We start from the raw sequence: 25,280 nt of genomic DNA, 5'->3' as shown, positions 1-25,280 counted from the left end.
GTGAGGCGCCCGATTCCAGGAGATTCACCATGGCAACAATCACCGCAAGCATGGTCGCCGAACTGCGCGCCAAGACCGACGCGCCCATGATGGAGTGCAAGAAGGCACTGACCGAGGCCGATGGCGACATGGCCAAGGCCGAGGAGCTGCTGCGCGTCAAGCTCGGCACCAAGGCCGGCAAGGCCGCCAGCCGCGTCACCGCCGAAGGCGTGGTGGCCGCCTCGATCCAGGGCAACACCGGCGCCCTGCTCGAAGTCAACTGCGAAACCGACTTCGTCACCAAGAACGACAGCTTCCTGGCCCTGGCCAACGCCGGCGCCCAGCTGATCGCCCAGCACAACCCGGCCGACATCGCGGCCCTGGGCGCGCTGCCCTACAGCCAGGACGGCTTCGGCCCGACGCTCGAAGACGTGCGCAAGGGCCTGATCGGCAAGATCGGCGAGAACATGTCGTTCCGCCGCTTCAAGTACTACAGCGGCGCGTCCAAGCTCGCGAGCTACCTGCACGGCACGCGCATCGGCGTGATCGTGGAGTACGAGGGCGACGAAACCGCCGCCAAGGACGTGGCCATGCACGTGGCCGCCATGAAGCCCGTGTCGCTGACCAGCGCCGACGTGCCCGCCGAGTTCATCGAGCGCGAGCGCTCGGTGGCCACCGCCAAGGCCGACGAAGCCAACAAGGAACTCGTGGCCGCCGGCAAGCCGGCCCAGAGCGCCGAGATCGTGGCCAAGCGCATCGACGGTGCGGTGCAGAAGTACCTCAAGGAAGTGTCGCTGTTCAACCAGCCCTTCGTGAAGAACGACAAGCAGACCGTCGAGCAGATGCTCAAGGCCGCCAACACCACGGTGAAATCCTTCACCCTGTTCGTGGTGGGCGAGGGCATCGAAAAGAAGGTGGACGACTTCGCCGCCGAGGTGGCGGCCCAGGTCGCCGCCGCCAAGGGTGCCTGAGCGCTCCCTGCTTCCAGACACGACGGGCCGCAAGGCCCGTTGTCTTGTGTGCGTCTGTTACGCACCTGAACCCCTGTCCGATCCCGGTTCGCGCGCCGCTACACTTCGCGGCTGAGCGCGCACGCGTACCGATCCTGAAAGCCCCCCATGCCCGCCTACCAACGGATCCTGCTCAAGCTCTCGGGCGAAGCCCTGATGGGCGACGACGCCTTCGGCATCAACCGCGCCACCATCGTGCGCATCGTCGATGAAATCGCCGACGTGACCCGCCTGGGCGTGCAGGTGGCCATCGTGATCGGTGGCGGCAACATCTTCCGCGGCGTCGCGGGCGGCTCGGTCGGCATGGACCGCGCCACCGCCGACTACATGGGCATGCTGGCCACGGTGATGAACTCGCTGGCGCTGGCCGACACCATGAACAAGGCCGGCCTGGTGGCCCGCGTGATGTCGGCCATCGGCATCGAACAGGTCGTGGAGCCCTATGTGCGGCCCAAGGCCCTGCAGTACCTCGAAGAGGGCAAGGTCGTGGTGTTCGCCGCGGGCACGGGCAACCCCTTCTTCACCACCGACACCGCGGCCGCGCTGCGCGGCGCCGAAATCGGCGCCGAGGTGGTGCTCAAGGCCACCAAGGTCGACGGCGTGTACACCGCCGATCCCAACAAGGATCCGTCGGCCACGCGCTACACCTCGATTTCCTTCGACGAAGCCATGGTCAAGAACCTGCAGGTGATGGACGCCACCGCGTTCGCCCTGTGCCGCGACCAGAAGCTGCCCGTCAGGGTGTTTTCCATCTTCAAATCCGGCGCGCTGCGCAACGTGGTCATGGGTGCCGACGAAGGCACGCTCGTCCACGTCTGACGCCCCGTTCGCGCCACCAGGAGACCGCATGACCATCGCCGACATCCGCACCACCGCCGAGCACAAGATGCAGCAGTCCATCGAGGCGTTCAAGAACAGCCTCACGCGCGTGCGCACCGGCCGCGCCAACCCGGCGCTGCTCGACACCGTGCACGTGGAGTACTACGGCTCCATGCTGCCGCTGTCGCAGGTGGCCAACCTCTCGCTGCTCGACGCCCGCACCATCGGTGTGGCGCCCTGGGAAAAGGGCATGGGCGCGAAGATCGAAAAGGCCATCCGCGAGTCCGACCTCGGCCTCAATCCCGCCTCGCAGGGCGACCTGATCCGCGTGCCCATGCCGCCCATGACCGAAGAGCGCCGCAAGGAGCTCACCAAGGTGGTCAAGGGCGAAGGCGAGGCCGCCAAGGTGGCGATCCGCAACCTGCGGCGCGATGCCAACGAGGCGGTCAAGAAGCTCGTGAAAGACAAGACCGCTTCCGAGGACGACGAGCGCCGTGCCCAGGACGACATCCAGAAGCTGACCGACCGCATGATCAGCGAGGTGGACCGCCTCGTGGCTGCCAAAGAGCAGGACATCATGGCCGTCTGAGGCCGCTTCACCCGCGAGCCTGCGCATGCACAACCCGCCCACCCCTTTGCTGCCCCACCACGTCGCGATCGTGATGGATGGCAATGGCCGTTGGGCGCAGAAGCGCTGGCTGCCGCGCGTGGCTGGCCACAAGCAGGGCGTGGATGCGCTGCGCGCCATCGTGCAGGCCTGTGTGGAGCGCGGCATCCGCGTGCTCACGGTGTTCGCGTTCTCGTCCGAGAACTGGAACCGCCCCCAGGAAGAGGTGAGAGGCCTCATGGACCTGCTGGGCCTGGCCCTGGGCCGCGAGGTGCCGCGGCTGATCGAGAGCGGCGTGCGCCTGTATTTCCCTGGCGACCGCTCGCGCCTGTCCGACAAGCTGGTGCGCAACCTCGAAGCGGCCGAGCAGGCCACGGCGGCGCAGAGCCGCCTGGTGCTCAACGTCTGCTTCAACTACGGCGGCCGCTGGGACATGGTCCAGGCCGCGCAGCGCCTGGCTGCGCGCGGCGAGCCCATCACCGAAGAGAGCCTGTCGCGCGCCACGGCGTTGGCCCACGTGCCCGACCCCGACCTGCTGATCCGCACCGGCGGCGAACAGCGCATCAGCAACTTCCTGCTCTGGCAGGCCGCCTACAGCGAACTCGTGTTCACCGACTGCCTCTGGCCCGACTTCGACGCCGAACAACTGGACCTGGCCCTGGCCGCCTTCGCGCGCCGCGAGCGCCGCTTCGGACAGACCTCCGAGCAGCGCGCCCAGTCCGCACCGGCGCACGACGCCGAAGCCCGGCATGCTTAAGCAGCGCATCATCACCGCGCTGCTGCTGCTTGCGGTCTTCCTGCCGGTTCTGTTCTACCCCGCCATCGAACCCTTCGGCGCCTTCACGCTGGTGCTGATCGCGGCCGCGGGCTGGGAATGGGCGCGCATCAACGGCTGCGGTCCCACGCGCTCGGTGGCCGCCGGCCTCGCCCTGGCCGTGGCCCTGCTGGTCTTCTGGCTGCTGGGCGGGGTGGAGCGTTCCTGGCGCGAGCTCTGGGCCGCGGTGGCCGTGGTCTGGGTGGTGCTCGCTGCGATCATGCTGCGCCGCGGGGTCGAGGCCTACGGCCGCTGGCCTCAGCTGCTGCGCCTGTGGCTGGGCCTGCTGCTGATCGCCTGCGCCTGGCTGGCGCTGGTGCAGGCGCGCATCCTCGGGCTGGGTTTTCTGCTCTCGGTGCTGTTGCTCGTGTGGATGGCCGACATCGCGGCCTACTTCGGCGGCAAACGTTTCGGCCGCCGCAAGCTTGCACCCGCGATCAGCCCCGGCAAGAGCTGGGAGGGCGCCGTCAGCGGCCTGATCGGTGTCTTCGTGCTGGCGGGCGTGTGGCTGTGGCTCACGCGCACCGGCTGGACCTCGCCCGATCACCTGTACGCCTACCTCTGGCACCTCGGGCCCTGGGTGGCGGTGCCGGCGCTGGCCGGCCTGTGCGCCATGAGCGTGTGCGGCGACCTGATCGAATCGCTGGTCAAACGCGCCGCGGGCGTCAAGGATTCGAGCCAGCTGCTGCCCGGCCACGGCGGTGTGCTCGACCGCGTGGACGCGCTGCTGCCGGTGCTGCCACTGGCCATGATGCTGGTCACCTTCTGATCCCCATGTCTTCTTCCGTGCAATCCCTCACCGTGCTCGGTGCCACGGGCTCGATCGGCCAGAACACGCTCGACGTGGTGGCCCGCCACCCCGAGCGTTACCGCGTGTTCGCGCTCACCGCGGCGCGCCAGGTCGACACACTGTTCGAGCAGTGCCGGCGCCACCGGCCGCGTTATGCGGTGATGGTGGACCGCGACAGCGCCGCCGCGCTGCGCGCGCGCGTGCGCGAGGCGGGCCTGGCCACCGAGGTGCTCGACGGCCCGCAGGCGCTGTGCGCCGTGAGCGAGGCGCCCGAGGTCGACGCCGTGATGGCGGCCATCGTGGGGGCGGCTGGTCTGGCCCCAAGCCTGGCCGCGGCGCGCGCCGGCAAGAAGCTGCTGCTGGCCAACAAGGAAGCGCTGGTGGTGGGCGGCGAGCTGTTCCTCGAGGCCGTGCGAAGCGGCGGCGCCACGCTGCTGCCGATCGACAGCGAGCACTCCGCGGTGTTCCAGTCGCTGCCCGACGATGCGTCCACCTGGGAGCGCCGCGTCGACAAAATCGTGCTCACCGCCTCGGGCGGTCCGTTCCGCACGCGCGATCCCGACACCTTGGCCAACGTCACGCCCGAGCAGGCTTGCGCCCACCCGAACTGGGTCATGGGCCGCAAGATCTCGGTCGACTCGGCGACCATGATGAACAAGGCGCTCGAGGTGATCGAGGCGCGCTACCTGTTCGGCCTGCCGCCCGAGCGCATCGAGGTGGTGATCCACCCGCAAAGCGTGGTGCACTCCATGGTGCAGTACCGCGACGGCTCGGTGGTGGCGCAGCTCGGCACGCCCGACATGCGCGTGCCCATCGCCTACGGGCTGGCCTGGCCCGAGCGCATCGCCTCGGGCGCGGCGCCGCTCGATTTCCTCGCCCTGGGCGCGCTCACCTTCGAGGCCGCCGACGCGCGGCGCTTCCCCGGCCTGCCGCTCGCCTGGGCCGCGCTGCGCGCGCCGTCGGGCACCACGGCCGTGCTCAACGCCGCCAACGAAGAGGCCGTGGCCGCCTTCCTCGACGGGCGGCTGCGCTTCGACCGCATCCACGCCGTCAACGCGGAAACTTTGCAGGACGTGCTTCCGTCCAAGCCGGGTTCGCTCGATGATCTGCTGTCGCTCGACGAACAGGCCCGCGTCCGCGCGCGCCACGTGATCCAGCGCTGGCAGGCCTGAGCGTCAGGCCCTCGGCCCCCCTCCGCACAGGCTTCGCATGCTCACCGTCATTGCCTTCATCGTCGCGCTCGGCCTGCTGATCGCCATCCACGAGTACGGCCACTACCGCGTCGCAGTGGCCTGCGGCGTCAAGGTGCTGCGCTTCTCGGTGGGCTTCGGCAAGCCCATCCTGCGCTGGCACCGGCCCGGCAAGCCCACCGAGTTCGTGGTGTGCGCGCTGCCGCTGGGTGGCTATGTGCGCATGCTCGACGAGCGCGAAGCGCCGGTCGACCCGGCCGAGCGCCACCTGGCGTTCAACACCCAGCCGCTGCGCTCGCGCGCCGCCATCGTGGCCGCGGGGCCGCTGGCCAACCTGCTGCTGGCCGTGGCCATCTACGCGGGCCTGAACTGGGCCGGCGTGCAAGAGCCCCAGCCCGTGCTGTCCACGCCTGTGGCGGGCTCGCTGGCCGAGCGCGCCGGCCTGCGCGCCGGCGACTGGGTGCTGCGCGCGGGTGAAGCCGAGGGCGGCGAGGGTGGCGAGAGCAGCGCCGATGCCGTGGTGTCGTTCGAGGACCTGCGCTGGCGCATCACCCAGGCCGCGCTCGATGGGCGCGACCTGGTGCTGTGGGTGGCCCGCCAGCCCGATGGCGCCGCCCAGCCGCGTCTGCTGCCCCTGTCCGGACTCGACGTGCGCGAGGCCGACGCCGCGCTGTTTCGCCGCATCGGTCTGCTGTCGCCCTACACCGCGCCGCGCGTGGGGCAGGTGATGGACGGGGGCGCGGCCCAGGCCGCGGGCTTGCAGGACGGCGATCTGGTGCGTCGCGTCGACGGCCGCGAGGTGCTCGACGGCCAGGCGCTGCGCCAGCGCATCCGCGACGCGGTGGGCCCGCAGGGCCAGCCCGTCACGCAGCGCTGGGACGTGGAGCGCGCGGGGCAGGTGCTCTCGATCGACGTGACGCCGCGGCCGCAGCAGCGCGACGGGCGCTGGATCGCGCGCGTGGAGGCCTATGTGGGCGACGCACCGGCCATGACCACCGTGCACCATGGCCCGCTCGACGGCCTGTGGCGCGGGGTCGTCAAGACCTGGGAAGTGTCGTGGCTCACGCTCAAGATGATGGGCCGCATGCTCATCGGGGAAGCCTCGCTGAGCAACCTCAGCGGCCCGCTCACCATCGCCGACTACGCGGGCAAGTCGGCCAGCCTCGGCATCAGCGCCTACCTGGGTTTTCTCGCGCTCATCAGCGTGAGTCTGGGGGTGCTCAACCTGCTGCCGCTGCCGGTCCTCGATGGAGGGCACCTGATGTATTATCTTTGGGAGTCGCTCACCGGCCGCCCTGTGTCCGAGGCCTGGATGGAGCGCCTGCAGCGTGGGGGTGTGGTGGTGCTCATGGCACTCATGTCTGTCGCCCTGTTCAACGATGTCGCCCGCCTCGCCGGCTGATCCAATCCTTCGCATGAAATCACAGAAACACGGTCTTCGCGGCCTGAGTTTGTCTGCGCTCGCGATGGCCCTGCTTGCCGCCCTGCCGGCATGGGCGGTCGATCCCTTCACCCTGCGCGACATCCGTGTCGAAGGCCTCCAGCGCGTCGAGCCCGGCACGGTGTTCGCCTCGCTGCCGTTTCGCATCGGCGACCGCTACGACGACGACAAGGGCAGTTCGGCCATTCGCGCGCTGTTCGGCCTCGGTCTGTTCAGCGACGTGCGCCTGCAGATCAACGGCGACGTGCTGGTGGTGATCGTCGAAGAGCGGCCCACCGTGGCCGGCGTGAGCTTCTCCGGCATCAAGGAGTTCGGCGACGACGTGCTCAAGAACGTGCTGCGCGACATCGGTCTCACCGAAGGCCGGCCGTACGACAAGGCCCTGGCCGACCGCGCCGAGCAGGAGCTCAAGCGCCAGTACATCAACCGCAGCTTCTACGCCGCCGAGGTCGTCACCACCGTCACGCCGTCCGAGCGCAACCGCGTCAACCTGAACTTCAGCGTGACCGAGGGCGAGATCGCGAAGATCAAGGAAATCCGCATCGTCGGCAACCAGGCGTTCTCGGAGTCCACGCTGCGCGGCCTGTTCGACCTGAACACCGGCAACTGGCTCAGCTGGTACACCAAGAGCGACCGCTACTCGCGCGCCAAGCTCAACGCCGACATCGAGAAGCTGCGCTCGTACTACCTCACGCGCGGCTTCATCGACTTCCGCGTCGATTCGACCCAGGTGGCGATCTCGCCCGACAAGCAGGACATGTCGGTCACGATCAACGTCACCGAGGGTGACCGCTACGTGGTCTCGTCCGTGGGCCTGCAGGGTGACTACCTGGGCCGCGAGGAAGAGTTCAAGACCCTGGTCACCCTCAAGCCCGGCGAGGCCTACAACGTCGAAGACGTCAACGACACCGTCAAGGCCTTCACCGAGTACTTCGGTGCCTTTGGCTACGCCTTCGCCCAGGTCGAGGCCACGCCCGACATCGACCGCGCCAACAAGCGCGTGGCCTTCATGCTGCGCGCCACGCCGCAGCGCCGCGTGTACGTGCGACGCATCAGCGTCGAGGGCAACAACCGCACGCGCGACGAAGTCATCCGCCGCGAGTTCCGCCAGTTCGAATCGGCCTGGTACGACGCCGACCGCATCAAGCTCTCGCGCGACCGCGTCGACCGCCTGGGCTTCTTCACCGAGGTCAACCTGCAGACCGAGCCCGTGGCCGGCTCGCCCGACCAGGTCGACCTGGTCGTCAACGTGACCGAAAAGCCCACCGGCAACCTCACGCTGGGCGCGGGCTACTCGCAGGAAGAAAAGCTGTCGCTCATCGCCGGCATCACGCAGGAGAACGTGTTCGGCTCGGGCAACTACCTCGGCCTGAACATCAACACCAGCAAGTTCAACCGCCAGCTGGTGCTGAGCACCACCAATCCGTACTTCACGCCCGACGGCGTGTCGCGCAGTTTCGACGGTTACTACCGCACGCGCCGCCCGTACCAGAACCAGATCGAAGGCGACTACCGCCTGGTCACCAAGGGCTTGGCGGTGCGCTTCGGCGTGCCGTTCACCGAGATGGACACGGTGTTCTTCGGCGCGGGTGTCGAACAGACCACCATCGAGCCGGGCGCCTTCCTGCCGCAGGCCTACCAGGACTACTCCAACACCTTCGGCGCCACCAGCAACACGCTGCCGCTCACGCTCGGCTGGACGCGCGACAGCCGCGACAGCGCCCTGGTGCCCACGCGCGGCCGGCTGCAGCGCGTCAATGCCGAGGTCAGCCTTTCAGGCGACGCGCGCTACTTCAAGACCAACTACCAGTTCCAGCAGTACATCCCGCTCTCGCACCAGTACACGCTGGCGTTCAACACCGAGCTCGGCTACGGCAAGGGCCTCAATGGCCGCCCGTACCCGGTGTTCAAGAACTTCTTCGGCGGCGGCCTGGGTTCGGTGCGCGGCTTCGAAGGCGGCACCCTGGGCCCGACCTCGCCGGTGCTCAATTCCACCACCGGCTCGGTCATCAACATCGGCGGCAACCGCTCGATTGCGCTCAACACCGAATTCATCATGCCGTTCCCGGGCGCCGGCAATGACCGCTCGTTGCGATTGTTCGGATTCTTTGACATTGGCAACATCTACGGCGAGAACGAACGCATGGATTTCTCCTCCCTGCGTGCATCGGCGGGTATTGGCGTGAGCTGGCTGTCGCCGATCGGCCCATTGCGGATCGCTTTCGCCAATCCCGTTCGGAAATTCGACGGGGATAGAATCCAGCGATTCCAGTTTCAGATCGGAACCTCGTTTTGATGAAGACCTTGAACCGCCTGTTCGATCGCCGCGTTGCCGTTGCCGCGGCCCTGGCGCTCGCCATGGTGGGCGCTGGTGCGCAAGACACCAAGATCGGCGCCGTCAACGTGGAGCGCATCCTGCGCGACTCCAACACCGCCAAGGCGGTGTCCACCAAGCTCGAGCAGGACTTCTCCAAGCGCGAACGTGACCTGCGTTCTTCGGCCGACCAGCTGCGCCAGGCGGCCGAGCGTTTCGACCGCGAAGCCCCCACGCTGCCCGAAGCCCAGCGCAACAGCCGCCAGCGCCAGCTGGTCGAGCAGGAGCGCGACCTGCAGCGCCGCCAGCGCGACTTCCAGGAAGAGCTCAACCTGCGCCGCAACGAGGCCCTGCAGCAGGTCATCGAAAAGCTCAACCGCGTGATCCGCACCATCGCCGAGGCCGAGAAGTACGACCTGATCGTGAACGAGGCGTACTACGTCAACCCCCGGGTGGACATCACCGACCGCGTGATGTCCCAGCTCGACAGCAGCAAGTAAGCACGCCCGTGGCCGCCACGCTGGGTGCCATCGTCGAGGCCCTCGGCGGCCAGGGGATCGGCGATGCCGGGCTGGGCATCGAACGGCCCGCGCCGCTCGACACCGCCGGGCCCGGCGACATCGCCTTCGTGGCCCAGGCCCGTTACGCCTCGCGCATCGCGAGCACGCGCGCCGGCGTGCTGATCGTGCCGCCCGCGCTGCAGGCCCAGGCCCAGGCGCGCGGCGCCTGCATCGTCACCGACGATGCCTACCTCTATTTCGCCCGTCTCACCCAGTGGTGGCGTGCGCGCCATGACCCGCTGCCGCCCGCCCGCATCCACCCCACGGCGGTCATCGACCCGTCGGCCGTGCTGGGCGAGGGCGTGGACGTCGGGCCTTGCGCGGTCATCGAGGCCGGCGCCCGCATCGGCGCGGGCGCGCGCATCGGTGCGCACTGCGTGATCGGCCGCGATGCCCGGGTGGGCGAGGGCACCGTGCTGTACCCGCGCGTCACGCTGGGCGAGCGCTGCCATATCGGGGCGCGGGGCATCGTGCACAGCGGTGCCGTGATCGGCGCCGACGGCTTCGGCTTCGCGCCGCACCAGGGGCGCTGGATCAAGATCGAGCAGCTCGGCGCGGTGCGCATCGGCGATGACGTGGAGATCGGCGCCAACACCTGCATCGACCGCGGCGCGCTCGACGACACCGTGATCGAAGACGGGGTGAAGCTCGACAACCTGGTCCAGATCGGCCACAACGTGCGCGTGGGCGCGCACACCGCCATGGCCGGCAACGCGGGCGTGGCGGGCAGCGCCGACATCGGCGCGCATTGCACCGTGGGCGGCGGCGCCATCGTGCTGGGCCACCTCCGACTGGCCGACGGCGTGCACGTGTCGGCCGCGTCGGTGGTCACGCGCTCGCTGCTCCAGCCCGGTCAATACACCGGTATGTTTCCCATCGACGACAATGCGGCCTGGGAAAAGAACGCTGCCTCCCTCAAGCAGCTCAACCGCCTGCGCGAACGGCTCAAGGCCGTGGAACAAGCCCTTGCGCAGGCCCAGCCGAACAAGAAACCGGACGACGCCTGATGGACATCCACCAGATCCTCAAACTCCTGCCCCACCGTTACCCCATCCTGCTGGTCGACCGCGTGCTGTCGGTCGAAAAAGGGCAGCGCATCCAGGCGCTCAAGAACGTCACCATCAACGAGCCCTTCTTCACGGGCCATTTCCCGCACCGCCCCGTGATGCCGGGCGTGCTGATGCTCGAAGCCATGGCCCAGGCGGCCGCGCTGCTGACCTTCCACACCCTGGGCGTGGCCCCCGACGACAAAACCGTCTATTACTTCGCGGGCATCGACGGCGCGCGCTTCAAGCGCCCCGTGGAACCCGGCGACCAGCTCGTGATGGACGTGACCCTCGAGCGCGCCAAGGCCAGCATCTACAAGTTCAAGGGCGTCACGCGCGTGGGCGATGAGGTGGCCTGCGAGGCCGAGCTCATGTGCACCATGCGCACCATCGCCTGACGTCGCGGGGTGAGGGCATGACGCGCATCCATCCCACGGCGGTGATCGATCCCGCGGCCGAGCTCGACAGCTCGGTCGAGGTCGGGCCTTACACCGTCATCGGTCCGCACGTGAAGATCGGTGCCGGCACCACGGTCGGCGCGCACTGCGTGATCGAGGGCCACACCACGATCGGGCGCGACAACCGCATCTTCCAGTTCAACTCGCTGGGCGCGATCCCGCAAGACAAGAAGTACGCGGGCGAGCCCTGCGAACTGATCATCGGCGACCGCAACACGGTGCGCGAGTTCTGCACCTTCAACATCGGCTCGCCGGGCGACCGCGGCGTGACCCGGGTCGGCGACGACAACTGGATCATGGCCTACGTGCACCTCGCGCACGACTGCGTGGTGGGCAACAAGACCATCTTCGCGAACAACTCGCAGCTTGCGGGCCACGTCGAGGTGGGTGACTGGGTGATCCTCGGTGGCTTCACCGTGGTGCACCAGTTCGTGCGCATCGGTGCGCACGCCATGACGGCGATGTGCTCGCTGTTGTTCGCCGATGTGCCGCCCTTCGTGATGGCCCAGGGCCAGCCCGCGGCCGCGCGCTCGATGAACTTCGAAGGCCTGCGCCGCCGCGGCTTCTCGCCCGAGCGCATCGCCGCCGTCAAGGCCATGCACAAGGCCTTGTACCGAGACGACCTCACGCTGGAGCAGGCCATCGGTCGCATCGACGGGCTGCGCCACGACAAGCCCGACGCGGGCGAGGACGTGGACATGATGCTCGGCTTCCTGCGAGGCGCATCGGCGCAGCGCGGCATCGTTCGCTGAGGCGCCGCATGGCACTGGCTGGGCGCTTGGCCATGGTGGCGGGCGAGGCTTCCGGCGATCTGCTCGCGGGCCTGCTGCTCGGGGGCTTGCGCCAACGCTGGCCCGATCTGCAGGCCGTGGGCATCGGCGGCCCGCAGATGGCGCTGCAGGGCTTTGACGCCTGGTGGCCCAGCGACAAGCTCGCGGTGCGCGGCTATGTCGAGGTGCTGCGCCACTACCGCGAGATCGTGGGCATCCGCCGGCAACTGCGCGACCGCCTGCTGCAAGGCGAGCGGCCCGCGGCCTTCATCGGCGTCGACGCGCCCGATTTCAACCTCGGCCTCGAGGCCGACCTCAAGGCCGCCGGCGTGCGCACCGCGCACTTCGTGTGCCCTTCGATCTGGGCCTGGCGGCCCGAGCGCATCGAGAAAATCCGCGCCAGCGCCGACCACGTGCTGTGCATCTTTCCTTTCGAGCCCGCGCTGCTTGCCGAGCACGGCATCGCCGCGACCTACGTGGGCCACCCGCTGGCCAACGTGATCCCGCTCGAGCCCGACCGCGCCGCGGCGCGCCGCGCGCTGGGCCTCGATGACGGCGACACGGTGCTCGCGATCCTGCCGGGCAGCCGCGCGTCCGAGGTGCAGTACCTGGCGCGCCGCTTCTTCGATGCCGCCGCGCTGCTGCGGCGCGAAAGGCCGGGCCTGCGCTTCGTTGTGCCGGCGATGCCCGCGCTGCGCGAGCGCATCGACGCCATCGCGCGCGAGGCCGGCATGGCCGATGCGCTGCAGATCGTCAACGGCCAGTCGCACACCGTGCTCGCGGCCTGCGACCTCACGCTGATCGCGAGCGGCACCGCCACGCTCGAGGCCGCGCTGTTCAAGCGCCCCATGGTGATCGCCTACAACATGAACTGGCTGTCGTGGCAGATCATGCGCCGTCAGCGCCTGCAGCCCTGGGTCGGCCTGCCCAACATCCTGTGCCAGGACTTCGTGGTGCCCGAGCTGCTGCAGGAACAGGCCGAGGCCCCCGCGCTCGCGCAGGCCGTGCGCGACTGGCTCGACGCCCCCTCGCGCATGCAGGCCGTGCACGCGCGCTTCACCGACCTGCACCACACCTTGCGGCGCGACACCGCGCGCCTGGCCACCGATGCGATCGAAACGCTTCTTGAAGGCTGAGCAGGCCTCGCTGGTGTGGGACGCGCCTGGCCTGGTGGCCGGCGTGGATGAGGCTGGCCGCGGCCCGCTGGCCGGGCCCGTGGTGGCGGCCGCGGTGATCCTCGACGACCTGCACCCGATCAAGGGCCTGGCCGACTCCAAACAACTCAGCGCGAAGCGCCGCGACGCGCTGTTCGACGAGATCCGCGCCAAGGCCCTGTGCTGCAGTGTGGCCCAGGCCAGCGTGGACGAAATCGACCGCCTCAACATCCTGCACGCCACGATGCTCGCCATGCAGCGCGCGGTGCAGGGTCTGCGCCTGCGGCCCGTCAAGGTGCTGGTCGACGGCAACCGCCTGCCACCGCTCGACGTGGTGGCCGAGGCCATCGTGCAGGGCGACGCCAAGGTGCAGGCGATCTCGGCCGCGTCCATCCTCGCCAAGGTCACGCGCGACCGCCTGCTCGACGAGCTGCACGCGCAGCACCCGCAGTACGGCTTCGACCGCCACAAGGGCTACGGCACGGCGCAGCACCTGGCCGCCCTGCGCGAGCACGGGCCACTGCCCGTGCACCGGCGCTCGTTCGCGCCCGTGGCCCAGGCGCTGGAGCGCGTGACATGAGCGCCGCCGGGCCGCTCCCAAGGCGCTCAGCCCCGCAGTGCGCCGCACGGAGGGCAGACCAGTGACCCCGCAGGACATCGCCTCGCGCGACAACCCGCTGATCAAACAGCTGCGTGCGCTCGCGCACGGCAACACCGCCTACCGCGAACAAGGCCGCGTGTGGCTCGACGGCGATCACCTGTGCCGCGCGCTGCTGGCGCGTGGCGGCCGCCCCGCGCTCGGCGTGTTCACCGCCGCGGGCTGGGACCAGGCCGACGACACGCTGCAAGGCGCGGCCGCGCGCAACCTGCGTGTGCCCGATGCGCTCATGGCCGGCATCAGCACGCTCGACTCGCCGCCGCGCATGGGCTTCGTGTGGACCCTGCCGGCCGTGGCCGCGCCCGATGCGCAGGCGCCGTCGGTGGTGCTCGACCGCCTGCAGGACGCGGGCAACGTGGGCTCCATCCTGCGCAGTGCGGCCGCGCTGGGTTTTTCGCAGGTGCTCGCGCTCAAGGGCACGGCCGCGCTGTGGTCGCCCAAGGTGCTGCGCGCCGGCATGGGCGCGCACTTCGCGTTGCGCCTGGTCGAAGGCCTGGATGCCGAAGCGCTGCAGGCCCTGCAGGTGCCGCTGCTGGTCACCAGTTCGCACCAGGGCGACTGGCTGCACCGTGCCGCGCTGCCCTGGCCCTGCGCCTGGGTCATGGGCCACGAAGGGCAGGGCGTGAGCGAGGCCCTGATGCAGCGCGCCAGCGCCTTCGTGCGCATTGCGCAGCCCGGCGGCGAAGAATCGCTCAACGTGGCGGCCGCGGCGGCCATCTGCCTGCATGCCAGCGCATCCGCGCGGCTATAATTCCGCGGTTTATCTGCAATCGGCGCAAGCCCCGCGCGCCCCGGCTCCACACCCCAGGTTTCGCTGCATTCCCGCCCGTGTCACCGCGGGGGAGTGCAGGCTCAGCCTGCGCGGCACCTGCCGCCGGCGCGCGAAGGCCAGCCGCCCCTTTTCTGGAGATCCTCGTGCTGCCCGTCCACCCGAAAGCCCTTCTTGCGCTCGCAGACGGTACGGTGTTTGAAGGTGTCTCCATTGGTGCCGTCGGCCAGACCACTGGCGAGGTGGTGTTCAACACCTCCCTCACCGGCTACCAGGAAATCCTCACCGACCCGAGCTACTGCCGACAGATCGTCACCCTGACGTATCCCCACATCGGCAACACCGGGGCCAACCGCGAAGACGTGGAGGCCACCCGCATCCACGCCGCTGGCCTCGTCATCAAGGATCTGCCGCTGCTGGCGTCCAACTTCCGCTGCGAAGAAACGCTTTCGCAATACCTGCAGCGCGAAAACACCGTGGCCATCGCCGACCTCGACACGCGCGCGCTCACGCGCCGCCTGCGCACCCACGGCGCGCAGAACGGCTGCATCCTCGCGCTCGCGCCCGGCGAAGCCATCACCGACACGCACCGCCAGGCCGCGCTCGCTGCCGCCAAGGCCGCCCCCAGCATGGCCGGCCTCGACCTCGCCAAGGTGGTGTCGGCGAGCCAGCCGGTCGAGTGGACCGAAACGGAATGGGCCCTGGGCAGCGGCTACGGCCGCCAGGACGCGCCGCAGTTCCACGTGGTGGCATATGACTTCGGCGTCAAGCGCAACATCCTGCGCATGCTCGCCTCGCGCGGCTGCCGCATCACCGTGGTGCCCGCGCAAACGCCCGCGGCCGAGGTGTTCAAGCTCCAGCCCGACGGCGTGTTCCTCTCCAACGGCCCCGGCGACCCGGAGCCCTGCGACTACGCGATCGCCGCGGCGCGCGAACTCATCGAGTCGGGTCTGCCCACCTTCGGCATCTGCCTGGGCCACCAGATCATGGCGCTGGCCAGCGGCGCCAGGACCTTCAAGATGAAGTTCGGCCACCATGGCGCGAACCACCCGGTGAAAGACCTCGACAACGGTCGCGTGTCCATCACCAGCCAGAACCACGGCTTCGCGGTCGACGAGAAGACCCTGCCGGCGAACCTGCGCGCCACGCACGTGAGCCTGTTCGACGGCACGCTGCAGGGCCTGGCCCGCACCGACAAGCCCGCCTTCTGCTTCCAGGGCCACCCCGAAGCCTCGCCGGGTCCGCACGACATCGGCTACCTGTTCGACCGCTTCGTCGCGCTCATGAAAGCGCGCACCGCCGTCGCCGCCTGAGCCCGACCACCGACCGCCACACAAGATGCCCAAGAGAACAGACATCCAGACCGTGCTGATCATCGGCGCGGGTCCCATCATCATCGGCCAGGCCTGCGAGTTCGATTACTCCGGCGTGCAGGCCTGCAAGGCCCTGCGCGAAGAGGGCTACCGCGTGGTGCTGATCAACAGCAACCCCGCCACCATCATGACCGACCCGGCCACGGCCGACGTCACCTACATCGAGCCCATCACCTGGCAGACGGTCGAGAAGATCATCGCCAAGGAACGGCCCAAGACCGCCGGCGGCTTCGCGATCCTGCCCACCATGGGCGGCCAGACCGCGCTCAACTGCGCGCTCGACCTCTGGCGCCACGGCGTGCTCGCCAAGTACGGCGTGGAGCTGATCGGCGCCACGCCCGAGGCCATCGACAAGGCCGAAGACCGCCTGAAGTTCAAGGACGCCATGACGCGCATCGGCCTGGGCTCGGCGCGCTCGGGCATCGCGCACAGCATGGACGAAGCCTGGGCGGTGCAGAAGACCGTGGGCTTCCCGGTGGTGATCCGCCCGAGCTTCACGCTCGGCGGCACGGGCGGCGGCATCGCCTACAACCCCGAAGAGTTCGAGACCATCTGCAAGCGCGGCCTCGAGGCCTCGCCCACCAACGAGCTGCTGATCGAAGAGTCGCTGCTCGGCTGGAAAGAGTACGAGATGGAGGTCGTGCGGGACAAGGCCGACAACTGCATCATCGTCTGCTCGATCGAGAACCTCGACCCCATGGGCGTGCACACCGGTGACTCGATCACCGTGGCGCCCGCGCAGACGCTGACCGACAAGGAATACCAGATCCTGCGCAACGCCTCGCTGGCCGTGCTGCGCGAGATCGGCGTGGACACCGGCGGCTCCAACGTGCAGTTCTCGATCAACCCCAAAGACGGTCGCATGATCGTGATCGAGATGAACCCGCGTGTGTCGCGTTCCTCGGCCCTGGCCTCCAAGGCCACGGGCTTCCCGATCGCCAAGGTCGCGGCCAAGCTGGCCGTGGGCTACACGCTCGACGAGCTGCGCAACGAGATCACGGGTGGCGCCACGCCGGCCTCGTTCGAGCCTTCGATCGACTACGTCGTCACCAAGATCCCGCGCTTCGCGTTCGAGAAGTTCAAGGACGCCGACGACCGCCTGACCACGCAGATGAAGAGCGTGGGCGAGGTCATGGCCATGGGCCGCACCTTCCAGGAGAGCTTCCAGAAAGCCCTGCGCGGCCTCGAGGTCGGCGTGGACGGCATGAACGAGAAGACCCAGGACCGCGAGACGCTCGAGAAGGAACTGGGCGAGCCCGGCCCCGAGCGCATCTGGTACGTGGGCGACGCCTTCGCCGCCGGCTGGACGCTCGACGAGGTGCACCAGTTCACCAAGATCGACAAGTGGTTCCTGGTGCAGATCGAGGAGATCGTGAAGCTCGAGCTCGCGATGGACGCGCTCACCGCGCAAAAGGGCGAGGGCGCGCTGGCCTCGCTCGACGCCACCACGCTGCGCGGCCTGAAGAAGAAGGGCTTCTCCGACCGCCGCCTGGCCAAGCTGCTCAAGTCCAACGAGCTCGCGGTGCGCGCGCGCCGCCAGGCGCTGGGCGTGCGCCCGGTCTACAAGCGCGTGGACACCTGCGCGGCCGAGTTCGCGACCAACACGGCCTACATGTACTCCACGTACGAAGGCCATGGCGACGCCGAGTGCGAGGCCGAGCCCACCAACAAGCGCAAGATCATGGTGCTCGGTGGCGGCCCGAACCGCATCGGCCAGGGCATCGAGTTCGACTACTGCTGCGTGCACGCCGCGCTGGCCATGCGCGAAGACGGCTATGAGACCATCATGGTCAACTGCAACCCCGAGACCGTCTCGACCGACTACGACACCAGCGACCGGCTCTACTTCGAGCCGCTCACGCTCGAGGACGTGCTCGAGATCGTCGAGAAGGAAAAGCCCGAGGGCGTGATCGTGCAGTACGGCGGCCAGACGCCGCTCAAGCTCGCGCTCGGCCTGGAGGCTGCGGGCGTGCCCATCATCGGCACCTCGCCCGACATGATCGACGCGGCCGAAGACCGCGAACGCTTCCAGCAGCTGCTGCACGGCCTGAACCTGCGCCAGCCGCCCAACGCCACCGCGCGCACCGAGACCGAGGCGCTCGAGAAGGCCGCTGCGCTCGGCTACCCGCTGGTGGTGCGCCCGAGCTACGTGCTGGGCGGCCGTGCGATGGAGATCGTGCACGAGCAGCGCGACCTCGAGCGCTACATGCGCGAGGCCGTGAAGGTCAGCAACGATTCGCCGGTGCTGCTCGACCGCTTCCTCAACGACGCCATCGAGTGCGACGTGGACGCGATCCGCGACGCCAGCGGCCGCGTGTTCATCGGCGGCGTGATGGAGCACATCGAGCAGGCCGGCGTGCACAGCGGCGACTCCGCGTGCTCGCTGCCGCCCTACTACCTGAGCAAGGCCACGGTCGACGAGCTCAAGCGCCAGACCGCAGCCATGGCCCAGGGCCTGAATGTGGTGGGCCTGATGAACGTGCAGTTCGCGATCCAGGAGGTCGAGGGCAAGGACGTGATCTACGTGCTCGAAGTGAACCCGCGCGCCTCGCGCACGGTGCCCTTCGTGTCCAAGGCCACGGGCATCCAGCTCGCCAAGGTGGCCGCGCGCTGCATGGCCGGCCGCACGCTCGATGCGCAAGGCATCGGCGCCGAGGTGGAACCGCCTTACTTCAGCGTGAAGGAGGCCGTGTTCCCCTTCGTCAAGTTCCCCGGTGTGGACACCATCCTCGGCCCCGAGATGAAGTCCACCGGCGAGGTGATGGGCGTGGGCAAGACCTTCGGCGAAGCCTTCGTGAAGAGCCAGATCGGCGCCGGCACCAAGCTGCCGAGCGCGGGCAAGGTCTTCCTCACGGTCAAGAACAGCGACAAGCCGCGCGCGGTCGAGGTCGCGCGCCAGCTGGTCGAGCTCGGCTTCGAGCTCATCGCCACGCGCGGCACCGCCGCAGCCATCGAGGCCGCGGGCCTCAAGGTGCAGCAGGTCAACAAGGTCACCGAGGGCCGCCCGCACATCGTGGACATGATCAAGAACGGCGACATCGCCCTCGTGATCAACACGGTGGAAGAGCGCCGCAACGCGATCGCCGACTCACGCGCCATCCGCACCTCGGCGCTGCTCGCGCGTGTCACCACCTTCACCACGATCGCGGGTGCCGAAGCCGCGGTCGAGGGCATGAAGTACGTGAACAACCTCGACGTGATCTCGGTCCAGGACATGCACGCCCAGCTGGCTTGAGCGATGCCCCCCGAGCGGGGCATAATCACCCGCAGACACCGCCGCGCGGCAACGCCCGGCGGTTTGCTTTTGTGGCGCCGCCAGCGGTGCGGCCAAGAAGGAGTACAGCCCATGTCGACCATCCCCATCACCAAACGCGGTGCCGAAAAGCTCAAGGAAGAGCTGCACCGCCTCAAGACCGTGGACCGCCCCGCGGTGATCGCCGCGATCGCCGAAGCGCGCGCGCAGGGTGACCTGAGCGAGAACGCCGAGTACGACGCGGCCAAGGACCGCCAGGGCTTCATCGAGGGCCGCATCGCCGAGGTGGAGGGCAAGCTCTCGGCGGCCCAGATCATCGACCCGGCCACGCTCGACGCCGGCGGCCGCGTGGTGTTCGGCGCCACGGTCGACCTCGAGGACGAGGACAGCGGCGCCACCGTGACCTACCAGATCGTGGGCGAGGACGAGGCCGACCTCAAGAAGGGCCTGATCAACATCAGCAGCCCGATCGCGCGCGCGCTGATCGGCAAGGAAGAGGGCGACACCGCCGAGGTGCAGGCCCCCGGTGGCGTGCGCCGCTACGAGATCGTCGCGGTGCGTTACGCCTGAGGCGCGGCCATGCGGTTCCAGCGCCAGGCCCTCATGCTCGCCGCCCTCTGGTGGGGCGGTATCACGGCGCTGAGTTTTCTGGCCGTGCCCACGCTGTTCGCCACCCTGGGCAACCCGGCCGTGGCCGGGCCGGTGGCGGCCAAGCTGTTTTCGCTGCAGTGCCAGGCGGGCCTGGTGATCGGGGTGGTGCTGCTGGCGCTGGTGCGCCAGGGCGGGCCTTCGCCGCAGGCCTATCCGCTGCTCGGCCTGATCTGCGTGGCCATGGCGCTGGCGGTGTTGCAGGAATTCGTGGTCGCGCCCCACATCGTCACGGCGCGCGCCAGCGGCGGCAACCTCAAGCTCTGGCATGGCCTGGGCTCGGCCATGGTGCTGGTGCAGTGGCTGTGCAGCGGTGCGCTGCTGTGGCGCCTCATGCCGCGGCGCTGAACCGTTTCAGGGTCCGCGCCCGAGCAGGTGGGCGAGCAGGCGCGCGCGCACGCCGTTGGCGAGCGCGAGTTGGCGGTGGTAGCCGTTGTAGGGCGAAGCGTCCACCGACACGTCGAGCTCCCCTGTGCGCGGAAAGGGGTGCAACACGCGCGCCTGCGGCCGCAGCACGCGCCGCGCGCGTTCGAGGTCAAGCTTGAAGGCCTCGCCACCGTGGTGTTCGGGCGTGCTCCACCAGCGCGTGGGCGTGAGGTAGATGAAATCGCTCGCGGCCAGCACCTCGTCGGCCAGCGCCGGGTCGTCGGTTTCGACCGTGGCGAGGCCGTCGACGAAACGCGCCGGCATGCCCATGCCGGGCGGCGACAACAGCACCACCGACACGCCCAGGCGCAGCAGCACCCGCGCGAGCGAGTGCTGGGTGCGGTGGTCGCGCAGGTTGCCCATGAGCGTGACGCGCTGGTCTTCCAGGCCCAGCATGCGCAGCGCGGCGAGGTCGATCAGTGCCTGGGTGGGGTGTTCATGGCCGCCGTCGCCGGCGTTGATGACCGGGGCATCGCAGTGGCGCAGCGCGTCGGCGTCGAGCGGCTCGCCGCTGCGCACGACCACGCAGTCGCTGATGAAGCTGAGCTGGTGCACCTCGTCTTCCAGGGCCACGTCGGCGCGCGCGCAGTGGCCGCGGGCGTTCACGCCCATGGGCACCAGGCCCACGCGCAGACCGCTCGCTGCGAAGCCTGCGGCGGTGCGCACGCTGGGCTGGTCGAACAGCAGGCTCATGGTGCCCCAGGGGGCTCGCGTGGCCGGCGGCGGCGAGAAGCAGGGGCGCGTGAGCGCCAGCAGTTCGTCGTCGCCGAGATCGTCGACGCCGAAGAGGTGGCGGTGGCGTTGTGACGCCGAGCGCTCGAAGCCCAGCGGAGCCGGGCGCGACAGCAGCCCGAAGGGCGAAGTCGTGGGCGTGATCATGGTCCTCTCCTGAATCTCGCGAACCTGCGATGTTCCAGAAGAACCGTGCTGTCCGTCAGCACGAATGCATCACGAAACGATGCCCCGTGACCTGGCCCGCGACGGGCGGGCGCGCCGCTGTCAGCCCTGGCTGCGCTCGGCCGCGTCCAGTGTGTTGACCAGCAGCATGGTGATGGTCATGGGGCCCACGCCGCCGGGCACCGGCGTGATCCAGCCAGCCACGGCTTTCACGCCGTCGAAGTCCACGTCGCCGCAGAGCTTGCCCGCGTCGTTGCGGTTCATGCCCACGTCGATCACCACCGCGCCGGGCTTGACCATGTCGGCGGTGAGCACGTTGCGCTTGCCCACCGCGGCCACGATCACGTCGGCCTGGCGCGTGTGGTGCGCGAGGTCTTTCGTGGCGCTGTGGCAGAGCGTGACGGTGGCGTTGGCCTGCAGCAGCATGAGCGCCATGGGCTTGCCCACGATGTTGCTGCGCCCGATCACCACCGCGTGCTTGCCGCGCAGGTCGTAGCCGATGTGCTCGAGCATCTTCATGCAGCCGTGCGGCGTGCAGGGCCAGAAGCCGGGCAGGCCGGTCATGAGCGCGCCCGCGCTGGCCACGTGGAAGCCATCGACGTCCTTGGCGGGCGAGATCGCTTCGATCACGCGCTGCGCGTCGATGTGCGCGGGCAGCGGCAACTGCACCAGGATGCCGTGGATGGTGGGATCGTTGTTGAGGGCGTGCACGCGCGCGAGCAGGTCCTGCTCGCTCAGGGTGGCGGGCCAGGTCTCGAGCACCGAGTGCATGCCGGTGTCTTCGCAGGCCTTGACCTTGTTGCGCACGTACACCTGCGAGGCGGGGTTGTCACCCACCAGGATCACCGCCAGACCGGGCGTGATGCCGCGGCCGGCCAGGGTCTTGACGCGCGCCGCCACGTCGGCGCGGAGTTGGCGGGAGAGGGCGTTGCCGTCGATGAGCTGGGCGGTCATGGCTGGGAATGCAGGGTGGGAAAACGAAACGCCCGCCGGAGGGGGCGGGCGCTGGGGGTGCGGTGCGGGGTCAGGCCTTGGCGGGCGACTGGCCCAGTGCGATCTTGAGCAGGTCGGCCACGGTGTTGGCGCCGAGTTTTTCCATGATGTTGGCGCGGTGCGCCTCGACCGTCTTGATGCTGATGCCCAGGTCGTCGGCGATCTGCTTGTTCAGGCGGCCCGCGACGATGCGCTCGAGCACCTGCGATTCGCGGCCAGTGAGCTTGGCCAGCAGCGCGTCGCGGCTGGCGGCCTGCTGGTGGGTGGCGAAGGCTTCGCGCGCGTGTTCGAGCATGCGCTCGACCAGGGCCACGAGCTGGTCTTCCTTGAAGGGCTTCTGGATGAAGTCGAGCGCGCCTTTCTTCATCGATTCGACCGCCATGGGCACGTCGCCATGGCCGGTGATGAAGACGATGGGCAGGGGCGACTGGCGTTCGATCAGGCGGTCCTGCAGCTCCATGCCGGTCATGCCGCCCATGCGGATGTCGGCGATGAGGCAGGCGACCTCGCGGGCGTCGTAGCGCGACAGGAAGGCTTCGGCGGATTCGAAGCAACGCACCCTGAAATCCTTGCCCTCGAGCAACCACTGGAGGGAATCTCGCACGGCTTCGTCGTCATCGACGACGTAGACCGTGCCCTTCTTGGGGATCAGGCTCATCTCGCTCTTTCTTTGTCCGTCAGCGGCTCGTTGGCGGCAAGGTCTGCCGGGCCCTGGGGTTGAAGACGCGGCGTGACGGGGATCCAGAAGCTGAAGCAGCACCCCACCACGTCCGCGCCATTGTAGAGGTTCTCCACCCGCATCCGGCCGTGGTGTGACTCGACGATGCTGCGGCACAGCTTGAGGCCGATGCCCATGCCTTCGCTCTTGGTGCTGTAGAAAGCCTCGTAGATGCGTTCGATGAGTTCTTCGGGCACGCCGTTGCCCGAATCGCGCACCTCGAACTCGACCACGTCCTGCTCGTCGAGGCGGCGCGGCGCCACGCGCAGCTCCACGTGGCGCTCGCCCAGCGGACGGCCCGATTGCGCGATCGACTCGCCCGCGTTCTTGAGCAGGTTGATCAGGACCTGCTCGATCAGGATCGGGTCGACCATGAGCGGCGGCAGGCGCGCGGCCACGTAGGGCGTGAGCCGCACCTGCTGGCGGCGCAGTTCGATGTCCGCGAGCTCGATGGCGTTGTTGACCATCTGCGGCACTTCGGACAGCGTGGGGTTGGGCTCGCTGCGCTTCACGAAGGCGCGGATGCGCTGGATGATCTGGCCCGCGCGCTGCGCCTGGCGCGCGGTCTTCTCGAGCGCGCCCAGCAGCTCCTCGTGCGTGATGCGCTGCTCCTGCAGGCGCGAGATCATGCCGTTGCAATAGTTGCTGATGGCGGTGAGCGGCTGGTTGAGTTCGTGCGCCACGCTCGAGGCCATTTCGCCCATGGTGATGAGGCGGCTCGCGGTCTGCGCGCGTTCGGCCTGGCGCGCGGCCTGTTCCTCGGCGTTGCGGCGCGGCGTGATGTCGCTGGCGATCACCATCTGCGCCAGGCGGCCGTCGACCCAGGTCAGGTAGCGCGTGCGCACCTCGAGCCAGCGGTCGAGCTCCGGCACGAAGACCTCGGCGTTTTCCACGCCCGCGTCGGGCAACGCGCCGGTGGGCATGCCGGCGAAGGCGTCCACCGCGTCGCCATCATCGGGGTTGGGCTGGGGCTGGTTGCCCGCCAGGTCGACCAGGTGCCGGTGGCCCTGGCCGCGTGTGCCGAACCACAGCCTGTACATCTTGTTGGCGAACAGCAGTTCGTCGCTGCCCAGCGGCGCCACCGACACCGCCGAGTCGAGCGATTCGAGCACGGTGGTGAAGCGTTCGTAGGAGGCCGAGAGCTCTTCGCGGATGCGCTTGGGCTCGGTGATGTCGGTCATCGACGTCATCCAGCCGGTCTGGTGACCCTTGGGGTCGATCAGCGGCGAGACGTACATGCGCGCGTCGAAGATGGTGCCGTTGCGCCGGCGCACGCGCACCTCGAAGCCGCCCGGGGTGGAGCGGCCGTTGAGCTCGTCTTCGAGCCGCGCGTGCAGGTGCTCGTGGTCTTCTTCGGGCCAGTAGGGGAAGGGCGCGGTGCGGCCCACGAGCTCGGCCTCGGTCCAGCCCGTCATCGAACAGAACGCGGGGTTGACGTAGGTGATGCGGCCCTGCATGTCGAGCGCGCGCATGCCGGTGAGCATGGAGTTCTCCATGGCCCGGCGGAAATTGGTCTCGGCCACCAGCGCCTGCTGCGCCTGCACGCGCCGGCGCGTGTGCCGCCAGGTGCCGATCAGCATCCACACCGTGAGCGCCGACAGCGCGCCGATGACCCAGAAGAAGCCCGAGCCCACGATGTCCTGCGAAGTGCGGTAGCCCTGCGCCTTGAGGATCAGCCCGTTGCCCACGGGCGAGACCGGCACCTCGTGTTCGAGCGAGGGGTTGGACCAGGGCAGGAAGGACAGCACGGGCTCGGCCGTTTGCAGGCTGCCCGCGAGCACGTTGCCGCGGTCGTCGAGCAGGGCCACGGCGTAGCGCGCCATGATCTCCGGGGGCATGCCGAAGCGCATCAGCCCGTCCACCGAGTACTCACCCATGACCGTGCCCGCGAAGCGGCCCTGCTCGGTCAGCGGCACCTGCAGCATCAGCGTGGTGGTGCGGCTGTCGGGCGGCAGCAGCGGGCGCGAGTAGATCGGTTGGCGCAGGTCGCGCGCGAGGTCGAAGCTGCCGTCGGTTTCCGAGGGCGTGAGCGAGTTGCCCACGCTGCGCATGAGCGCGATCGGCGCGCTCGGCGAGGCGTAGGCGGCCTGCACGCGGCGGCGCGCATCGACCCAGGTGATGGCCAGCAGCTCGGGAAACTGGCTCACCAGGGTTTCGGCCTGGAACGCGAATTCTTCGGTGTCGATCGCGCGGTTGTCGATCTCGCGCGCCAGGCGCATCAGCTGCTCCTGGCGTTCGAGCAGGCGCAGCCGCAGGCGCTGCTGCGCGTATTCCACGTCTCGCGTCACGGCCTCACGCTCGCGCTCGATCTCTTCGTAGCGCAGGTAGGCAATGGCCACCACGATGGCCGACAGGAACAACAGCACCGCGAGCAGGGGGCCGAGGGTGGCAAAACGGTCCTGGCGCGAGGGCGGCAGGCGGCGCCACCAGCGCTTCCACCAGGGAGCGTTGGCAAGGGCCGATGGCGGGCTGGAGCGGGTCTGCATGGAGGCCGCGAGTCTACGTGAGGCGGGTCACGGCGCCGTGAGCAAAACCCGTCAAAAACCATAATATGAAACGCACTGGCGCATATTGAAATCACCGTCGGTCTGTG

Annotated in this window: 23 protein-coding genes; 19 read left to right on the top strand and 4 right to left on the bottom strand. The window is 69.0% G+C overall.

What is annotated here, in order from left to right; genetic code table 11:
- Window positions 1-29: 29 nt before the first annotated feature.
- From tsf to WDZ95_RS00405, 19 genes are all read left to right on the top strand, one after another.
- Window positions 30-950, top strand: a complete 921-nt coding sequence (gene tsf, locus WDZ95_RS00495) for a translation elongation factor Ts (RefSeq protein WP_166226847.1) — start codon at window positions 30-32, stop codon at window positions 948-950.
- A gap of 147 nt (window positions 951-1,097) precedes the next feature.
- The gene (gene pyrH / locus WDZ95_RS00490; RefSeq protein WP_166226846.1) at window positions 1,098-1,808 is read left to right on the top strand and encodes a UMP kinase; all 711 of its coding nucleotides are present in this window, start codon (window positions 1,098-1,100) and stop codon (window positions 1,806-1,808) included.
- 28 nt (window positions 1,809-1,836) lie between these two features.
- The gene (frr, locus tag WDZ95_RS00485; protein ID WP_166226845.1) at window positions 1,837-2,397 is read left to right on the top strand and encodes a ribosome recycling factor; all 561 of its coding nucleotides are present in this window, start codon (window positions 1,837-1,839) and stop codon (window positions 2,395-2,397) included.
- Window positions 2,398-2,422: 25 nt separating this feature from the next.
- Entirely contained in the window at window positions 2,423-3,172 is a 750-nt protein-coding gene (gene uppS, locus WDZ95_RS00480) for a polyprenyl diphosphate synthase (protein ID WP_425775803.1), read from the top strand.
- On the top strand, window positions 3,165-3,998 hold the full coding sequence (locus WDZ95_RS00475) for a phosphatidate cytidylyltransferase (RefSeq protein ID WP_425775802.1): 834 nt from the start codon (window positions 3,165-3,167) through the stop codon (window positions 3,996-3,998). Before uppS ends, WDZ95_RS00475 begins: the two co-directional genes overlap by 8 nt.
- Window positions 3,999-4,003: 5 nt before the next feature.
- Window positions 4,004-5,191, top strand: a complete 1,188-nt coding sequence (gene ispC / locus WDZ95_RS00470) for a 1-deoxy-D-xylulose-5-phosphate reductoisomerase (protein ID WP_425775801.1) — start codon at window positions 4,004-4,006, stop codon at window positions 5,189-5,191.
- Window positions 5,192-5,228: 37 nt separating this feature from the next.
- Entirely contained in the window at window positions 5,229-6,611 is a 1,383-nt protein-coding gene (gene rseP, locus WDZ95_RS00465) for an RIP metalloprotease RseP (protein ID WP_425775800.1), read from the top strand.
- A gap of 13 nt (window positions 6,612-6,624) precedes the next feature.
- Window positions 6,625-8,946, top strand: coding sequence for an outer membrane protein assembly factor BamA (gene bamA, locus WDZ95_RS00460; protein ID WP_166226840.1), 2,322 nt, complete (start codon window positions 6,625-6,627; stop codon window positions 8,944-8,946).
- Complete coding sequence (locus WDZ95_RS00455) at window positions 8,946-9,464, top strand: OmpH family outer membrane protein (protein ID WP_425775799.1); 519 nt, start codon at window positions 8,946-8,948, stop codon at window positions 9,462-9,464. Before bamA ends, WDZ95_RS00455 begins: the two co-directional genes overlap by 1 nt.
- 8 nt (window positions 9,465-9,472) lie before the next feature.
- Window positions 9,473-10,531 (top strand): UDP-3-O-(3-hydroxymyristoyl)glucosamine N-acyltransferase, encoded by a 1,059-nt coding sequence (gene lpxD, locus WDZ95_RS00450; RefSeq protein WP_425775798.1) that lies wholly within the window; start codon window positions 9,473-9,475, stop codon window positions 10,529-10,531.
- The gene (gene fabZ / locus WDZ95_RS00445; protein WP_166231110.1) at window positions 10,528-10,968 is read left to right on the top strand and encodes a 3-hydroxyacyl-ACP dehydratase FabZ; all 441 of its coding nucleotides are present in this window, start codon (window positions 10,528-10,530) and stop codon (window positions 10,966-10,968) included. Before lpxD ends, fabZ begins: the two co-directional genes overlap by 4 nt.
- Window positions 10,969-10,985: 17 nt before the next feature.
- Window positions 10,986-11,780 carry an acyl-ACP--UDP-N-acetylglucosamine O-acyltransferase gene (gene lpxA / locus WDZ95_RS00440; RefSeq protein WP_425775797.1) on the top strand — a complete coding sequence of 265 codons (795 nt, stop codon included), beginning with the start codon at window positions 10,986-10,988 and terminating at the stop codon, window positions 11,778-11,780.
- An 8-nt stretch (window positions 11,781-11,788) separates the two neighbouring features.
- Window positions 11,789-12,934, top strand: a complete 1,146-nt coding sequence (lpxB, locus tag WDZ95_RS00435) for a lipid-A-disaccharide synthase (RefSeq protein WP_425775796.1) — start codon at window positions 11,789-11,791, stop codon at window positions 12,932-12,934.
- On the top strand, window positions 12,906-13,532 hold the full coding sequence (gene rnhB, locus WDZ95_RS00430; protein ID WP_425775795.1) for a ribonuclease HII: 627 nt from the start codon (window positions 12,906-12,908) through the stop codon (window positions 13,530-13,532). The genes lpxB and rnhB overlap by 29 nt, the downstream gene beginning before the upstream one ends.
- Window positions 13,533-13,593: 61 nt before the next feature.
- The gene (locus WDZ95_RS00425) at window positions 13,594-14,361 is read left to right on the top strand and encodes a TrmH family RNA methyltransferase (RefSeq protein WP_425775794.1); all 768 of its coding nucleotides are present in this window, start codon (window positions 13,594-13,596) and stop codon (window positions 14,359-14,361) included.
- Between the two features lie 164 nt (window positions 14,362-14,525).
- Window positions 14,526-15,692 (top strand): glutamine-hydrolyzing carbamoyl-phosphate synthase small subunit, encoded by a 1,167-nt coding sequence (carA, locus tag WDZ95_RS00420; protein ID WP_425775793.1) that lies wholly within the window; start codon window positions 14,526-14,528, stop codon window positions 15,690-15,692.
- Window positions 15,693-15,717: 25 nt separating this feature from the next.
- A complete protein-coding gene (gene carB / locus WDZ95_RS00415) occupies window positions 15,718-18,987 on the top strand; it encodes a carbamoyl-phosphate synthase large subunit (RefSeq protein ID WP_425775792.1) in 3,270 nt (1,089 codons plus the stop codon).
- A gap of 111 nt (window positions 18,988-19,098) precedes the next feature.
- Window positions 19,099-19,575, top strand: coding sequence for a transcription elongation factor GreA (greA, locus tag WDZ95_RS00410; RefSeq protein ID WP_425775791.1), 477 nt, complete (start codon window positions 19,099-19,101; stop codon window positions 19,573-19,575).
- 9 nt (window positions 19,576-19,584) lie between these two features.
- On the top strand, window positions 19,585-20,001 hold the full coding sequence (locus tag WDZ95_RS00405) for a DUF4149 domain-containing protein (RefSeq protein WP_166226831.1): 417 nt from the start codon (window positions 19,585-19,587) through the stop codon (window positions 19,999-20,001).
- A gap of 6 nt (window positions 20,002-20,007) precedes the next feature.
- On the opposite strand, the gene WDZ95_RS00400 is transcribed toward WDZ95_RS00405, so the two are convergent.
- The 4 genes from WDZ95_RS00400 to WDZ95_RS00385 all read right to left on the bottom strand — a co-directional run bounded on the left by WDZ95_RS00400 (window position 20,008) and on the right by WDZ95_RS00385 (window position 25,173).
- Window positions 20,008-20,958 (bottom strand): hypothetical protein, encoded by a 951-nt coding sequence (locus WDZ95_RS00400; RefSeq protein ID WP_425775790.1) that lies wholly within the window; start codon window positions 20,956-20,958, stop codon window positions 20,008-20,010.
- 120 nt (window positions 20,959-21,078) lie between these two features.
- On the bottom strand, window positions 21,079-21,930 hold the full coding sequence (folD, locus tag WDZ95_RS00395) for a bifunctional methylenetetrahydrofolate dehydrogenase/methenyltetrahydrofolate cyclohydrolase FolD (protein ID WP_425775789.1): 852 nt from the start codon (window positions 21,928-21,930) through the stop codon (window positions 21,079-21,081).
- A gap of 70 nt (window positions 21,931-22,000) precedes the next feature.
- Complete coding sequence (locus tag WDZ95_RS00390) at window positions 22,001-22,627, bottom strand: response regulator transcription factor (protein ID WP_166226828.1); 627 nt, start codon at window positions 22,625-22,627, stop codon at window positions 22,001-22,003.
- On the bottom strand, window positions 22,624-25,173 hold the full coding sequence (locus tag WDZ95_RS00385) for a PAS domain-containing sensor histidine kinase (RefSeq protein ID WP_425775788.1): 2,550 nt from the start codon (window positions 25,171-25,173) through the stop codon (window positions 22,624-22,626). The genes WDZ95_RS00390 and WDZ95_RS00385 overlap by 4 nt, the downstream gene beginning before the upstream one ends.
- Between the last annotated feature and the right edge of the window lie 107 nt (window positions 25,174-25,280).

Origin of the sequence: Hydrogenophaga sp. T2, assembly GCF_049843535.1 — a bacterium.
GTDB lineage: Bacteria > Pseudomonadota > Gammaproteobacteria > Burkholderiales > Burkholderiaceae_C > Hydrogenophaga > Hydrogenophaga crocea.
The sequence above is the reverse complement of the archived record's forward strand: the minus strand, read 5'-3'. Positions and strand labels throughout refer to the sequence as shown.

Bases quoted from the DNA above. Each gene is read 5' to 3' on its own strand.
- tsf (WP_166226847.1), top strand. From the start codon at position 30: ATGGCAACAATCACCGCAAGCATGGTCGCCGAACTGCGCGCCAAGACC.
- pyrH (WP_166226846.1), top strand. From the start codon at position 1,098: ATGCCCGCCTACCAACGGATCCTGCTCAAGCTCTCGGGCGAAGCCCTG.
- frr (WP_166226845.1), top strand. From the start codon at position 1,837: ATGACCATCGCCGACATCCGCACCACCGCCGAGCACAAGATGCAGCAG.
- uppS (WP_425775803.1), top strand. From the start codon at position 2,423: ATGCACAACCCGCCCACCCCTTTGCTGCCCCACCACGTCGCGATCGTG.
- WDZ95_RS00475 (WP_425775802.1), top strand. From the start codon at position 3,165: ATGCTTAAGCAGCGCATCATCACCGCGCTGCTGCTGCTTGCGGTCTTC.
- ispC (WP_425775801.1), top strand. From the start codon at position 4,004: ATGTCTTCTTCCGTGCAATCCCTCACCGTGCTCGGTGCCACGGGCTCG.
- rseP (WP_425775800.1), top strand. From the start codon at position 5,229: ATGCTCACCGTCATTGCCTTCATCGTCGCGCTCGGCCTGCTGATCGCC.
- bamA (WP_166226840.1), top strand. From the start codon at position 6,625: ATGAAATCACAGAAACACGGTCTTCGCGGCCTGAGTTTGTCTGCGCTC.
- WDZ95_RS00455 (WP_425775799.1), top strand. From the start codon at position 8,946: ATGAAGACCTTGAACCGCCTGTTCGATCGCCGCGTTGCCGTTGCCGCG.
- lpxA (WP_425775797.1), top strand. From the start codon at position 10,986: ATGACGCGCATCCATCCCACGGCGGTGATCGATCCCGCGGCCGAGCTC.
- lpxB (WP_425775796.1), top strand. From the start codon at position 11,789: ATGGCACTGGCTGGGCGCTTGGCCATGGTGGCGGGCGAGGCTTCCGGC.
- rnhB (WP_425775795.1), top strand. From the start codon at position 12,906: ATGCGATCGAAACGCTTCTTGAAGGCTGAGCAGGCCTCGCTGGTGTGG.
- carB (WP_425775792.1), top strand. From the start codon at position 15,718: ATGCCCAAGAGAACAGACATCCAGACCGTGCTGATCATCGGCGCGGGT.
- greA (WP_425775791.1), top strand. From the start codon at position 19,099: ATGTCGACCATCCCCATCACCAAACGCGGTGCCGAAAAGCTCAAGGAA.
- WDZ95_RS00405 (WP_166226831.1), top strand. From the start codon at position 19,585: ATGCGGTTCCAGCGCCAGGCCCTCATGCTCGCCGCCCTCTGGTGGGGC.
- WDZ95_RS00400 (WP_425775790.1), bottom strand. From the start codon at position 20,958: ATGATCACGCCCACGACTTCGCCCTTCGGGCTGCTGTCGCGCCCGGCT.
- folD (WP_425775789.1), bottom strand. From the start codon at position 21,930: ATGACCGCCCAGCTCATCGACGGCAACGCCCTCTCCCGCCAACTCCGC.
- WDZ95_RS00390 (WP_166226828.1), bottom strand. From the start codon at position 22,627: ATGAGCCTGATCCCCAAGAAGGGCACGGTCTACGTCGTCGATGACGAC.
- WDZ95_RS00385 (WP_425775788.1), bottom strand. From the start codon at position 25,173: ATGCAGACCCGCTCCAGCCCGCCATCGGCCCTTGCCAACGCTCCCTGG.